General features: G+C 56.1%; 14 protein-coding genes. 10 read left to right on the forward strand and 4 right to left on the reverse strand.

Annotated elements, in window-relative coordinates:
* The first annotated feature begins 45 nt into the window (after positions 1 to 45).
* The 7 genes from BN3002_RS10590 to BN3002_RS10620 all read left to right on the forward strand — a co-directional run bounded on the left by BN3002_RS10590 (position 46) and on the right by BN3002_RS10620 (position 8583).
* Entirely contained in the window at positions 46 to 1116 is a 1071-nt protein-coding gene (locus BN3002_RS10590) for an ABC transporter permease (protein ID WP_092648220.1), read from the forward strand.
* Positions 1116 to 2063 (forward strand): ABC transporter permease, encoded by a 948-nt coding sequence (locus BN3002_RS10595; protein WP_074026244.1) that lies wholly within the window; start codon positions 1116 to 1118, stop codon positions 2061 to 2063. Before BN3002_RS10590 ends, BN3002_RS10595 begins: the two co-directional genes overlap by 1 nt.
* Positions 2060 to 3070, forward strand: coding sequence for an ABC transporter ATP-binding protein (locus tag BN3002_RS10600; RefSeq protein WP_058237804.1), 1011 nt, complete (start codon positions 2060 to 2062; stop codon positions 3068 to 3070). The genes BN3002_RS10595 and BN3002_RS10600 overlap by 4 nt, the downstream gene beginning before the upstream one ends.
* Positions 3057 to 3890 (forward strand): ABC transporter ATP-binding protein, encoded by an 834-nt coding sequence (locus BN3002_RS10605; RefSeq protein WP_058237805.1) that lies wholly within the window; start codon positions 3057 to 3059, stop codon positions 3888 to 3890. The genes BN3002_RS10600 and BN3002_RS10605 overlap by 14 nt, the downstream gene beginning before the upstream one ends.
* Positions 3891 to 3924: 34 nt before the next feature.
* Complete coding sequence (locus BN3002_RS10610; protein ID WP_082628665.1) at positions 3925 to 5586, forward strand: ABC transporter substrate-binding protein; 1662 nt, start codon at positions 3925 to 3927, stop codon at positions 5584 to 5586.
* Complete coding sequence (locus BN3002_RS10615; RefSeq protein ID WP_058237807.1) at positions 5583 to 7424, forward strand: glycoside hydrolase family 35 protein; 1842 nt, start codon at positions 5583 to 5585, stop codon at positions 7422 to 7424. The genes BN3002_RS10610 and BN3002_RS10615 overlap by 4 nt, the downstream gene beginning before the upstream one ends.
* 103 nt (positions 7425 to 7527) lie before the next feature.
* Positions 7528 to 8583: a S66 family peptidase gene (locus BN3002_RS10620; protein ID WP_058237972.1), complete on the forward strand. Its 1056-nt coding sequence runs from the start codon at positions 7528 to 7530 to the stop codon at positions 8581 to 8583.
* On the opposite strand, the gene BN3002_RS10625 is transcribed toward BN3002_RS10620, so the two are convergent.
* The 3 genes from BN3002_RS10625 to BN3002_RS11525 all read right to left on the reverse strand — a co-directional run bounded on the left by BN3002_RS10625 (position 8545) and on the right by BN3002_RS11525 (position 9996).
* Complete coding sequence (locus BN3002_RS10625; RefSeq protein WP_058237808.1) at positions 8545 to 8853, reverse strand: hypothetical protein; 309 nt, start codon at positions 8851 to 8853, stop codon at positions 8545 to 8547. The two genes, BN3002_RS10620 and BN3002_RS10625, sit on opposite strands and share 39 nt — an antisense overlap.
* Positions 8854 to 9130: 277 nt before the next feature.
* Positions 9131 to 9562 carry a hypothetical protein gene (locus BN3002_RS10965; RefSeq protein WP_058237809.1) on the reverse strand — a complete coding sequence of 144 codons (432 nt, stop codon included), beginning with the start codon at positions 9560 to 9562 and terminating at the stop codon, positions 9131 to 9133.
* Between the two features lie 251 nt (positions 9563 to 9813).
* Positions 9814 to 9996, reverse strand: a complete 183-nt coding sequence (locus tag BN3002_RS11525) for a transposase (protein ID WP_082628667.1) — start codon at positions 9994 to 9996, stop codon at positions 9814 to 9816.
* A gap of 101 nt (positions 9997 to 10097) precedes the next feature.
* Here BN3002_RS11525 and BN3002_RS10640 point away from each other — a divergent pair, with 101 nt between their 5' ends.
* Genes BN3002_RS10640 through BN3002_RS11580 form a run of 3 tightly spaced genes read left to right on the forward strand, consistent with a single transcriptional unit; the run spans position 10098 to position 10861 of the window.
* Positions 10098 to 10607 carry a hypothetical protein gene (locus BN3002_RS10640; RefSeq protein ID WP_058237810.1) on the forward strand — a complete coding sequence of 170 codons (510 nt, stop codon included), beginning with the start codon at positions 10098 to 10100 and terminating at the stop codon, positions 10605 to 10607.
* Positions 10608 to 10619: 12 nt separating this feature from the next.
* Positions 10620 to 10748 (forward strand): hypothetical protein, encoded by a 129-nt coding sequence (locus BN3002_RS11395; protein ID WP_257525666.1) that lies wholly within the window; start codon positions 10620 to 10622, stop codon positions 10746 to 10748.
* Positions 10727 to 10861 carry a hypothetical protein gene (locus BN3002_RS11580; RefSeq protein WP_504739174.1) on the forward strand — a complete coding sequence of 45 codons (135 nt, stop codon included), beginning with the start codon at positions 10727 to 10729 and terminating at the stop codon, positions 10859 to 10861. The genes BN3002_RS11395 and BN3002_RS11580 overlap by 22 nt, the downstream gene beginning before the upstream one ends.
* 221 nt (positions 10862 to 11082) lie before the next feature.
* Here BN3002_RS11580 and BN3002_RS11530 read toward each other — a convergent pair whose 3' ends face one another.
* Positions 11083 to 12087, reverse strand: a complete 1005-nt coding sequence (locus BN3002_RS11530) for an IS1249 family transposase (protein ID WP_117394383.1) — start codon at positions 12085 to 12087, stop codon at positions 11083 to 11085.
* Positions 12088 to 12238 lie beyond the last annotated feature (151 nt).

Below are 12238 nucleotides of genomic sequence, written 5' to 3' on the forward strand. Positions count from 1 at the left end.
CTTGTAGCGTGAAGAATCGACTACGTATCCCAAGGGAGGGTGCCGATGTCTCTAGAAGGAGTCGCTTCCGTGGAAGAAGTTGCCGCTGCGGAAAAGACACGGCAACGACACAGTCCAACCGGGCTGGTCTATCTGCTCAAACGCCTGGGATTCTATGTCGTCACTGCTTTTGTGGCAGTCGTCTTGAACTTTGCCATTCCGCGCTTCATGCCCGGCGATCCGGTGGTCACGTTGACCCGCCAGATCGAACAACAAACGGGAACCAAGCTCAGTGCAGAACAGGTTCAGTCGATGTATTCCCTCTACGGTGATCCGCAGAAGAACATCGTGGAACAGTTCCTGACCTACATCTGGGACGTCCTGCACGGCGAATTCGGTATCTCCGTCATGCGATACCCGACCAGCGTGGGAGAACTCATCAGTGGTGCGTTGCCGTGGACCGTCCTGCTGGTAGGTGTGACAACTTTACTCGCCTGGCTCGTGGGAACTGCTCTGGGAGCCATCGTCGGCTGGAACCCGGGATCGCGCCTCGACAACATCCTCACTCCCGCTTCAACGTTGTTCTCATCATTCCCAGCATTCTGGGTATCGATGGTCGTGCTGTGGGTCTTTTCCTTCCAGCTGAACTGGTTCCCTGGTGCAGGTGGATATGACCCCGATGTTCCTTTCGACATCAATAACTTCTACTTCGTTATGAGCGTGCTGCGGTATGGCGCACTGCCCGCATTCACCCTCATCCTGATCGGTTTTGCCGGATGGCTTTTCTCGATGAGAAACATGATGGTGACCACGATTTCGGAAGACTACGTCACGCTGGCAAAAGCAAAGGGATTGCCCGAGCGAACCGTGCTGTTCCGCTACGCGGCGCGTAACGCGCTCCTGCCGAATATTACGAATCTGGCCATGGCAATGGGAGGCATCGTGGGTGGTGTCGTCCTCAGTGAAATCGTCTTCACCTACCCCGGGATCGGTTACCTGCTGCTGCAGTCGATCCTCGCGAAGGATTATCCAGTCATGCAGAACATCTTCCTCATGATTGTTTTTGCCGTCCTGATCGCTAACTTCGTTGCAGATTCCCTGTACGTGGTTCTCGATCCTCGAACGAGGGAGAACTGATGCTCAAGCAATTTCTCTCAAGCCGCAAAGTACAGGTCGGAATTTCTATCCTGATCTTCTTCCTGATCGTTGCGATCTTCGGTGAACTGTTCATTACCACAGTGATGAACCTGGACCCGGCAGCCGTTGACTACGAAAACATGGGGTCAGCGCCAAGCAGCGAGCACCTTCTGGGCACGAACCTTGCCGGACAGGACGTATTTGCGCAGACGGTGAAAGGCGCGCGCGGATCGGTATTCGTCGGTTTGATTTCCGGTCTTCTGGCAACGGTGATCGCTGTCCTGGTCGGAACATGGTCGGGATACTCAGTCGGCCTGATCGACAAGGTGACGATGGCTTTCGTGAACGTGCTGATGACCCTCCCAAGCCTTGCACTGATGTTCATCATCGCCGGCTACATCAACAATGCCGGGATCGTCATGATCGCCCTGATTATCGGCTTCCTGGAGTGGCCCGGTGGTGCGCGAGTCATCCGTTCGCAAACGCTTTCTCTTCGCAACAGAGACTTCACTGCGGCTCTGCGTTCAATCGGAGAAAAGAGGTGGCGAATCGTCATGGTCGAAATCGTGCCTCACCTGGGCGGCATCATTTCGGCAATGTTCCTGCGTGCTCTGGTGGCTGGCATTTTCGCTGAATCCTCCCTCGCATTCCTAGGTATTGGAAATACAAACGGAATGTCCTGGGGCATGCAGATCGGGCAGGCACAACAGCAGGGCGCATTGCTGCGCGGCATGTGGTGGTGGTTCCTGCCTCCAGGTATCTGTATCGCCCTGATCGGCTTTGCGACGGCAATGGTGAACTTCGGTCTGGATGAAATCACGAACCCCTCACTGAACGCACGATTGACGAGCATCACCCGCAAGTTCAACAGGAAACGTGACCGAGAGATTCGATCCAGCGATCAGCCCGTGATGTGGAGCGCAGATACAGGGACGGTGACCTCATGACAGAGCCAGTGAAACTGCTGGAAGTTGACAGCCTGTGCGTCGACTATCTTGGTGTTGACGCCGATGCGCGGGCATGCAACGACGTCAGCTTCACGCTGCATCGAGGCGAGATCCTGGGCGTGGCTGGTGAATCAGCTTCCGGAAAATCGACGCTTCTGACAGCGATAATGAGGTTGCAAAAACCGCCCGCCGTTATCGCATCTGGCGCAATTCGCTACTATTCCCCAGACGGAAAGGCCATCGATCTGGCGCGTGCCAGTGAGGACCAGATCCGCCCCCTGAGGTGGGTTGATCTGTCAATCGTGATGCAGTCGGCGATGGCCTGCCTGAACCCGGTGATGCGTCTGGGCAAACAGTTCGATGACGTGCTGGCAGTCCATAATCCCAGGATGGATAAGAAGGCTCGCCAGGAACGCGCAGTGTCGCTGCTGGAAGATGTTGGCATTGGCCCTGACGCCATGACACGTTACCCGCATGAATTGTCCGGAGGGATGCGGCAGCGCTCACTGATCGCGCTGGCGCTGGCATGCGATCCAGAACTGATCGTGATGGATGAGCCGACCACTGCCGTCGATGTCGTCATGCAGCGCCAGATCCTCGACGAGATTCTGGCACTTCAGGAAAAGCTGGGATTCTCGGTCATTTTCGTGACGCACGACCTGTCGTTGCTCCTCGAGATCGCTGATCGCATCGCAATCATGTATGCCGGCAAGCTCATTGAAATTGCTGATGGCGAGGACTTGGCAGATGACCCGATCCACCCGTATTCGCGTGGTCTGCGGGATGCTTTCCCCTCGTTGACCCAGCCCAAGCGGAAGTTCCACGAGATTCCTGGCACCCCTCCCGACCTGTTGAATCTGCCACCAGGCTGCCCCTTTGCGCCGCGCTGTGAATTCAGAGAAGCGCGGTGCGAGGAAAAGCCGCCAGTTCTGATTGATCTTGGAGGCGGACGCTCAGTGGCCTGCCCCGTCATGGTGGAGAGGAGGAACGACCATGCCCGAAACTGAAGTGGTTCTCGCCGCTGAAGATGTGACCGTCACCTTTGAAGGCAAGGCACAATCAGGTGGACGCAGCACTGTCACTGCCTGCGATCATGTCAGCCTCGAGCTGCACAAGGGCGAAGTGGTCGCCCTCGTCGGTGAATCGGGTTCTGGAAAAACGACGCTGGCGCGTGCCCTTGCCCTCCTCGGTGACATCGATTCCGGGCAGATTTTGCTGCACGGCAAGACGGTGAACCTCAGCGGGCCGAACCGCATCAGGCCTATTGAGTACTACGGGCAGGTGCAGATGATCTTCCAGGACCCGTTTGCCTCGCTCAACAACCTGAAGACGGTGCGTCACATCATCGGCAGAGCGTTGAAACTGCATGGCCGCGCCACTAGTCGGCAGGAAGTTGAGCAGCGAACGTTGGAACTGCTGGAGATCGTGCATCTGACTCCTGCCTCAGAGTTCATCGACCGGTATCCCAGTTCCATGTCCGGTGGGCAACGGCAACGCGTCTCGATCGCGCGATCGTTGGCTGTGGAGCCGTCTGTGCTGCTGGCAGATGAACCCACGTCGATGCTGGACGTGTCGATACGAATCGGTGTGCTGAATCTGCTCGATGAGCTGCGTCATGAACGTGGCGTGTCCATCCTCTACATCACGCACGACATTGCCAGTGCGCGATACCTGTCTGACCGGATGGCCGTGATGTACCACGGGAAGCTGGTTGAAGTGGGCCAGACCGAACAGATTGTGCACGAACCTGAGCACGACTATACGCGGGTTCTGATTGGCGCTGCACCGGATCCGAGCAGGCGAGTCAAGAGAACGAAAAAGCGATGAAAGAAATCCAACTACGTACCAGAAAGGTCACACAATGATGAGGAGATGGAGACGAGCACTGGCAGTCGGCCTGTTGTCAGCGGTGACGCTGACCGGCGTCGGGTGCTCCTTCGACAAGGGAGACGGGGCATCGTCGAGTGCCTCCGGAGACGCATCGAGCTCCGAGGTCAAGATTGCCGGCTGGGGCGGAACCACCTGGAGTCAGAACTTCAACCTGTTCTCCCCGACAGCAACTGCGGTTACGCCGGGCACAGCGTTCTTTTACGAGCCGTTGGTTCGTCTTGATCGCACCAAGGCCGGTGAGGTTCTTCCCTTCCTTGCTGAATCATGGGAATTCAATGAGGATGGAACAGAACTGACATTCACCCTGCGTAACGATGCGACGTGGAGCGACGGTGAACCATTCACCGCGAAGGATGTGGCGTTCACCTGGCAGCTCGTGATCGACGGAAAGACCAAGGCGTACTACCCATTCAAGGAAGTCAGCGCTATCGACGACACTCATGTGAAGGTCGTGTACGACGAACCGGCGTTCGCTGACCTGGTTTCATTCGCAAAGCGCCAGATCATTCCGGAGCACGTGTGGAAAGACGAGGATCCGGCTACCTTCACCAACCCTGAGCCGATCGGGACGGGTCCCCTCGTCCTTGATTCCTTCTCGCCTCAGCAGCTGACACTGAAGATGCGCGACGACTACTGGGGTGACACATCCACTGACGTCAAGACCGTGAAGATCATGGCCATGAGTGCTGACGCCGCTAAGGACGCCCTGAAGAAGGGGACAATTGACTACGGCACGGCCGGGTGGGAAAACGCTGATGAAGAATACGTCAGCAAGGACCCCGAGCACTTCAGCTATACCTTCTACCCGGTGGGCACCAGCGACGGAATCGTCTTCAACACGATGAAAGCACCGTACGACGATCCCGCAGTCAGGCGTGCGCTGCGCGATTCGATTGACCTGGAAGCTGCCGCGAAGGCTGTCAACGTTGGATACTCAGTGCCGACGAAGGCTGGTCTTGACCCCCGCGTGTACGGAGATATCCTCGCGAGTGGTCAGGAAGCAAAGCTGGATGTCGAAGCCGCCAAGAAAGATCTGGCTGACGCCGGATGGGAGGTTGTCGACGGCAATCTGGTGAAAGACGGACAGTCCTACACGCTGCAATATGATGTCTACCAGCCCTACACCGAATGGGTGCTGACGGCGCAGATCCTAGCTGACCAGTGGAAGCAGAACCTCGGCCTGACAGTGGGAATCAACCAGCTGGCTGACCAGCCATTTTCTCAGCTGGTCGAATCGGGCGACTACGGCATGATGTCCTCGAGCCCGACGCAGGGTCTGCAGATCACGGACGTCGTTACGCACTTTGACTCGGCGCGCGTCGGAACGCCTGGAGAAAAGAATGACGGCAACGAGATGTTCTTCAAGAACGAGCGTCTCGATGAGATCGGCGTCAAGCTTGGAGAATTCCCACCGGGAAGCACGGATGATGAATTCAAGAAGCTGGCTGTCGAAGCACAGGAGATCCTGGCTGAGGAGGCCCCGTTCATCGCCACAGCAACTGCCGGCTGGAAAGCCGAGCTCAACTCGATGAGGTGGACAGGCTGGCCTGTTCAGGGAGAAACTACCTGGGTACCGAATAACACCTTGCCGGCAGACGCTATTCTCAATATTTTGAATCTGAAATCATCATGACGCGATCAACACTGGAAGTGCGGGGCGCGCAGTTCCTGCGCGGCAATGAACCGCATCTCATCATTTCCGGCGCACTGCATTATTTCCGAGTGCACCCGGATTTGTGGGAAGACCGTCTCAAGCGGCTGGCCCTGATGGGCTGCAATACCGTCGAGACATATGTGGCGTGGAACTTCCACGCCCCGGCTTCCGGGGTTGTGTCATTTGAAGGTGGCAGAGACCTCGGCCGCTTCCTCGACATTGCGGCGGAGCTTGGCCTGGACGCGATTGTGCGACCAGGGCCTTACATTTGTGCCGAATGGGAAAACGGCGGCCTGCCGTCGTGGTTGACGCACGACACATCCCTGCGGCTGCGCTGCCGCGATGAGAAGTTCCTGGCGGAAGTGTCCCGCTGGTTCGATCAGCTCATCCCGATTGTGGCGCAGCGCCAATCCAACAGGGGTGGCAACGTCGTCGCCGTCCAGGTGGAAAACGAATATGGTTCATGGGGGGATGACGCGCAATACCTCGCGATTATGCGAGATATGGTCACCGACCGTGGGATCGATGAACTCTTGGTGACAAGCGACGGCGGTGCTTCCCTGTGGCTATCTGCCGGAACCGTGGAGGGCGCGTATCCGACCGGTAACTTCGGGTCGCGAGCTGAACAGGTCCTCCCCGTGCTGTCTCAGTGGACAGACGGCGGGCCGGGGATGTGCATGGAGTTCTGGAACGGGTGGTTTGACCATTGGGGAGAACCCCACCACGACAGAGACGCCCAGGACTGTGCGAACGAACTCGATTTCATGCTCTCGCACGGCATGAGTGTCAATTTCTATATGGCGCACGGAGGCACCAACTTTGGCCTGTGGGCCGGTGCGAACCAGGCGGAGGACTACCAGCCGACCACGACCAGCTACGACTACGACGCTCCCATTGCTGAAGACGGAAGGCTCACGGCAAAATTCCACGCCTACCGACAGACGATCGCACGCTACCGGGATCTTCCCGATTACGAGGCAGAACGCGAACGCCTGGGGATCACGGAAAATCCCACAATGCAGCCGCGCCTGGATCTGCAGCTCGAGCATTCCCACAACCTGCGCACACTGCCCTTGTGGCGCAGTGAAGGTGAAGGCTGGCCGTGGGTTCCCACCTTTGAAGAAGCGGGAATCGACCTGGGATTCCAGCTGCTCAAACGCGAGATCACGGTCTTCCCCTGGTCTGACGGCGCCATTGTGCCGCTTCGGTTCATGGAGCTGCACGACAGGGCCTACGTGTGGGGTAATGGGGTCTTCCTGGGAGTTGCTGATCGCAACAATCCTGACCAGGAAATATCGCTGGAGCCTGCGCTGGGCGATGTTGCGGAGAGGCAATCGCTCGAGGGGACAACGGTTGAGCTGGAAATACTCGTCGAGAACCTGGGGCGTGTGAACTTTGGCCCCCACCTGGGCGATCCTAAGGGAGTCGTTCGAGGAATCTGGTACGGGGTGCGTTTCCTGAACAATTGGCAGGTTGTCTCGCTTTCGCCAGAATCGCTCCTTGCCGCATGTCAGGAAACGGATGTGGTAAATCCCGAGCTCAGCGCTTCGGCCGGGTTGCCAGTTCTTGCCTCGGCGGCATTTGACGTCGAGGACGAGGCGGACGCCTACCTGGACGTATCGCAATGCGGTCACGGTATCGCCTGGATTGATGACTTCTGCCTGGGGCGTTTCTGGAATATCGGGCCACAGCACGCACTGTACGTCCCGTCGCCGCTGCTCAAACCCGGCAGACATCGGATCACCGTGCTGGATCTGGAATGTGAGCACCCCTCGGTCTCACTTATCGACCATCCGCTGTTCACCACGGAGGACTAGAAGCACTGGAACCGTTGGTGCGGACACATCTCAGGCCCTGGCTCGGCGCAGCCAGGGCCTGAGTGCATGGAGAGGTGCCCGCGGTGGCTCTACGATGGCAACCATGGCACACCAGATTTCGGCACCTGTTCCTGCAGAGCCTGGCGACAAAGTGGCACTGCTGTCACCTGCGTGGGCGGCACCGGCTTATTTCCCGGAGGTTCACCGCCAGGCGGTCTCGCGCATGGAAGAGCTGCTGAATGTGGAAGTGGTTGAATACCCCACCACGGCGGCAATGAATGCGTCACCAGCTGATCGCGCCAGGGACTTCAATGCCGCACTTGCTGATCCGCAGATCCGCGCCATTTTCACCACCGTGGGCGGCGACGATCAGATCCGGATCACCCGGTTCCTTGACCCTGTTCTGGCCCGACGCGACCCGAAACCGGTGTTCGGATACAGTGACAACACAAATATCCTGAACTGGTTGTGGCGCAACGGAATCGCGTCATATCACGGTGGCGCCTCCATGGTGCATTTCGGAAGTGGCCCTGGTGTGGATAGCGAGCACCTGGCAACGGTGCGTGCAGCGCTTTTTGGTCAGGAAGACCTGCCCTTGCCCATGCCTGAAGACAGTGAGGACTACGGGTGGGACTGGTCGACGCCACAGGCACTGACTGAGCCTGTCCGACGAGAAAGCGCAATTCCCCTCGAGTTTATCGGCCCTGACGCACTTGTACGAGGGCGCACCTGGGGCGGCTGCATGGAAGTGATCGATCAGCTGGCGCTCGCGGACCGTCTGCCGGCGGCGCGTGAACTCGAAGGTGCGATTCTTCTGCTGGAGACATCCGAAATGCTGCCACCGCCGGATTATGTGGGACGCTGGGTGCGCGCGATGGGGGAGCGTGGGTATCTGGACGCCGCCGCAGGTCTGGTGTTCGCCCGTCCTGTGGTGCGTAATCGCGAGATGCCCGACGAGCCGGAAGCTGTGGTCACGGCTCGCCGCGAGGCCTACACCGAGTACCTTCTGTCCAACATCGTTGACTACACGCGCGACCTGCTGGTGTGTATCGGGTTGCCGTTTGGCCATACGCGACCGCAACTTGTCCTGCCCTATGGTGGTGAAATCACGCTTGACCCGTCAGCGGGCGCGGTGATTGCACATTTCGCATCCGTGTGAGTCGCCCTCGTCAAAATGCAGGTTGATGCCGCAGTCGATAGTCAGGGGAGTCACCACGTTAAGTGTTGGATTGGCAGGTTCGCCGGTGATCTGCTGAATGATGTCGCGGAGCTGCTCGGCGCTGTGCACCCCTGAGTTCAGCTGCTGACACAGAAGCCGGGTCTGGACTGCGCGGGCATGCATGAACTCCGTGGCTTCACTTCCGGGTGTGAGTGCCTGGCCAGCAGCCATCATTTTCAGGAATTCTGCTCGATTGATGTGGCTCCTCATCAAATTCCTACACCTGAAGTGATCCCGTATGCCACTGGGGTAACTATTCACAGCTGTTAGAACGAAAGAGGTCGAAAAGGTCTGCCTCGTTTCCGTCAGTTTCGTAGATTTCGATTTTCGGTCAAGGAGACGGAGATTACGGTTTAGAGGTTACCCTCGTTTAGTGGACACCCAAGTAGTACGGATGATGTGTCCGTAAGAGAGGATGTTCATTGTGAGTCAACAACGCAGGAAATAGTTGAAATCACGAGGGTGCTTCGTAAATACTTCCAAAGCGCTATGCCTCGGTTTCAATATGCGACGACGTTGCAGCGGTTGGTTTGTCCAGACCCGCTTTCGAACCGAGGTCAATACCGAGTTTCTCCTCAACCTTCTGCATAGAGTCCTCGCCTCCCTTCTTCGAAGCGAGCTTATACATCATGCCCAAAGTCGCCTTCTGGGAATCATTCAAAGCATCCGTCAGGCCCTCCAGACGATCCGCATACTTCGCAAAAACATCCTTCGGATCACTCGACACCTTCGACACACCACCCACAGCCCCAGGAATCCCAGACACACCACTCGAAGGCTGCTTAGCCTCATCAAGAATTCCCTGCCATTGAGCCTTGCCAGCCTCGTGAAAAGCAATGTAGCGTTGCGCCGCCGCGGATTGCATCCCTTTCTCAGCCACCGAACCGCTCGCACGGCTCGGAGAATACGCAAAAATCAACCGTTGTTCTTCCTTGTAATAGTTGCTGATTGCCAGCCCATTTGTAGTATCCGGACCGAGACACCCTCAACAGGCGTGCCATACGCTTGAAACTTTAATTCGCCTTCTCCTGCCACATTAGTTCGAACTTTTTCGTTCGCGTTGCTTCGCAGCGAAGAAGGGTATCGCTTTTGGCAAAAACTCGTTGTCCATCCTGGCCTCTGCCAACTCACGACGCAGACGAGCATTCTCAGCCCGAAGATCCGCCCCGCTCATCCCATCGCAGGCACCTCGGCACTCCCTCTCATTTTGACCCACTTGCCCAAAAGCCCAGGAGCGACACCAATTTCCCTCGCCACATGAGCAATCGGGCGCTGGGACTCAATCACTAGATACGCGGCCTCGCGCCGGTACTCCGGTGTAACCCCCTTACGTTGCTGACTCACAATGAACATCCTCTCCTACGGACACAACATCCGTACCAATTGGGTGTCCACTAAACCAGTGGTAACACTCACGTAGTGGTGTATCGTCGGTGTTGATAGAAAGGGGTGTAATGAAGCACAAAGCGATTTGGGCCATGTTTGCGGTCTGTGCAGTTTCTCTGGCCGGTTGCGCCGGTGGTGGAGAGGCAGCGCCGGAAGTACCCGACGGCTGGATGACTGACACAGTTGCTGGCAAGGTTGAGTTTGCCTATCCAAAGGATTATGACAATACGGAAGGAGAATTCTTTAACTGGAGCAATATCCACGCTTCAAAAAACCTGTATAACTATGTGGTCGGTAATCAGGATCCTAACGTAACTGAGATTCCACAGGCAGAAGGTACGTTCGTTTCCCAAGCGACCGGGTTTGAGTACAACCTACAGCCAGGTCGGGTGGAAAACATCAAAATGCAGGGACATGACGTGCGTACCCTGGACTTCACGATTAGTGATCAAAACCTGACGAGCCGTGCCTGGTTTATAAAGATTGACGACAATACGGTGGTTTCCATTGCTGCCATGTTCGAAAAAGAGAACCAGGCAAATCTGGATAAAGTCGCTAAATCTATCAAGATCCTTTAGATAGGAAAGTCCATGAATCGGATATCGAAACGACTGAAAAGCGAGGATGGCGCGGTTGCCTCGTTGGGGACGGTGGCTATGCAGATTACGCTGAAAGACACGGTTCCCAATACCGCCGTATCGAAGCTCTCGCAGAAGTAGACGGCCAGCTACGCTCACTGGACCTCAAACGCGAACATATACGCCAAGCCATCCGCCAAGCTGGGGAAGCTATAATGCTCTACGCCTCGGATCTCGCGCATGATTACCAGTAGAAAATAGAAAAAGGATCTAAGAAGTCTGTTCACTATACAAACCTTTTAGCGCCAGCAACACTTTTTAGCGGCTACTCCCAGGCACGCACCCACTAGCTGAAATCAGCCTCAGGCGCATCACCTCGGCGACCCCCGCAGACGCATATAGACAAGCGAGTAAAATCCACAAACCTGCGCTGACAAGCCAAACCGCCCCTCCGCGCAACACAAAAATAGGACGCTCACTTTGTATCAAAATGAAGGGTTACCGGACAATTTGTGTGTCTATTGGTGGCGTGTCGTGTTGTTTTAGGGTTTGTATTTGCCTGCCCAGCCTTTTCTGATTGATAGGCCGTCTTCCCATGGGGCTTGTAGGTCGAAGTGTTTTGGGCTGGCGTGGGGTTGGTCAGGTAGGCAAATAGTTGGTCTTTTCTGGCTAGGCGTTGGAGACGGAAGTACACGCGGCGGTCACGTTCGTGGGTGTACCACCATTTATGCCCAGGCTTTCTAAGGGCTTGGGGTAGGTCTTTAGCGAAGGTACGTTGTTTTAGGTATTGGTCGTATTGGTTGTAAAACGCAGCCAGAGTGGTAAGCCAGTTAGCGGCCTGTTCGGTATTGGTGATGCGGGTTAATTGTCGTGATAAGTACATGAGGTCCTGGCCGGCAGTAGTTTTAGGCTTGCGAGTCAGGTCAGTGATGTTATTGCGGTGTACATGGACTAGGCAACGTTGAATCTTAGTGGTGGGCCGCAAACTGTTAATGGCACGCTCACCACCTTTTGCCCCGTCTGTTACCACCATTAGAGGTGGGGCTATCGGGGCTAGGAGGGCTTGGTAGGCAGCTGTGGTTTCTTTAGCGCATACTTGCCAGTTCAATACGTTAGTAGTGGTACAAGCGATTAAGACTACCCACCCACCATTTAGATACGTCCCGTCGATGAAGACTTGATCACATACTTCACCACTGACCGGTGGAGTAGGCACTAGCGGGTTCCAACACCACGTGAAGTTGCGTCGAACACTGCGATCACTACCGCGATCGAGCTCACTGTGAGCGTGTTTACCTAACAGGTAGGAAACAAACGCTTCATACGTGTTGCCAGCCCTTGCCTGCGGTCTGTGTTTGGTATGACACGCCCCGCAATCAAGACACCTGTACCTAGGTGCGCCAGCCGAGGTGACACCATTTTTCTTTACCCGCCACCCCTTACAAGACGGGCATGAACGAACCGGTAGTTGCTTTGGCATAAGCCAAGGCAACCAAAACACCCCTTAACACAAACTCAAGAAAACACAACAACCATTAAATCTATAGCTAAAAAAGCTAACCAAACCAGACTTTCACCCACCAAACCAAACAAAAACACAATCTATAGACACACCTAATGACCGGTAACCC

The organism is Actinomyces ihuae (genome assembly GCF_001457875.1).
In the GTDB taxonomy this organism is placed as follows: domain Bacteria; phylum Actinomycetota; class Actinomycetes; order Actinomycetales; family Actinomycetaceae; genus Pauljensenia; species Pauljensenia radingae_A.

Bases quoted from the DNA above. Each gene is read 5' to 3' on its own strand.
- BN3002_RS10590 (WP_092648220.1), top strand. From the start codon at position 46: ATGTCTCTAGAAGGAGTCGCTTCCGTGGAAGAAGTTGCCGCTGCGGAA.
- BN3002_RS10595 (WP_074026244.1), top strand. From the start codon at position 1,116: ATGCTCAAGCAATTTCTCTCAAGCCGCAAAGTACAGGTCGGAATTTCT.
- BN3002_RS10600 (WP_058237804.1), top strand. From the start codon at position 2,060: ATGACAGAGCCAGTGAAACTGCTGGAAGTTGACAGCCTGTGCGTCGAC.
- BN3002_RS10605 (WP_058237805.1), top strand. From the start codon at position 3,057: ATGCCCGAAACTGAAGTGGTTCTCGCCGCTGAAGATGTGACCGTCACC.
- BN3002_RS10610 (WP_082628665.1), top strand. From the start codon at position 3,925: ATGATGAGGAGATGGAGACGAGCACTGGCAGTCGGCCTGTTGTCAGCG.
- BN3002_RS10615 (WP_058237807.1), top strand. From the start codon at position 5,583: ATGACGCGATCAACACTGGAAGTGCGGGGCGCGCAGTTCCTGCGCGGC.
- BN3002_RS10620 (WP_058237972.1), top strand. From the start codon at position 7,528: ATGGCACACCAGATTTCGGCACCTGTTCCTGCAGAGCCTGGCGACAAA.
- BN3002_RS10625 (WP_058237808.1), bottom strand. From the start codon at position 8,853: ATGAGGAGCCACATCAATCGAGCAGAATTCCTGAAAATGATGGCTGCT.
- BN3002_RS11525 (WP_082628667.1), bottom strand. From the start codon at position 9,996: ATGTTCATTGTGAGTCAGCAACGTAAGGGGGTTACACCGGAGTACCGG.
- BN3002_RS10640 (WP_058237810.1), top strand. From the start codon at position 10,098: ATGAAGCACAAAGCGATTTGGGCCATGTTTGCGGTCTGTGCAGTTTCT.
- BN3002_RS11395 (WP_257525666.1), top strand. From the start codon at position 10,620: ATGAATCGGATATCGAAACGACTGAAAAGCGAGGATGGCGCGGTTGCC.
- BN3002_RS11530 (WP_117394383.1), bottom strand. From the start codon at position 12,087: ATGCCAAAGCAACTACCGGTTCGTTCATGCCCGTCTTGTAAGGGGTGG.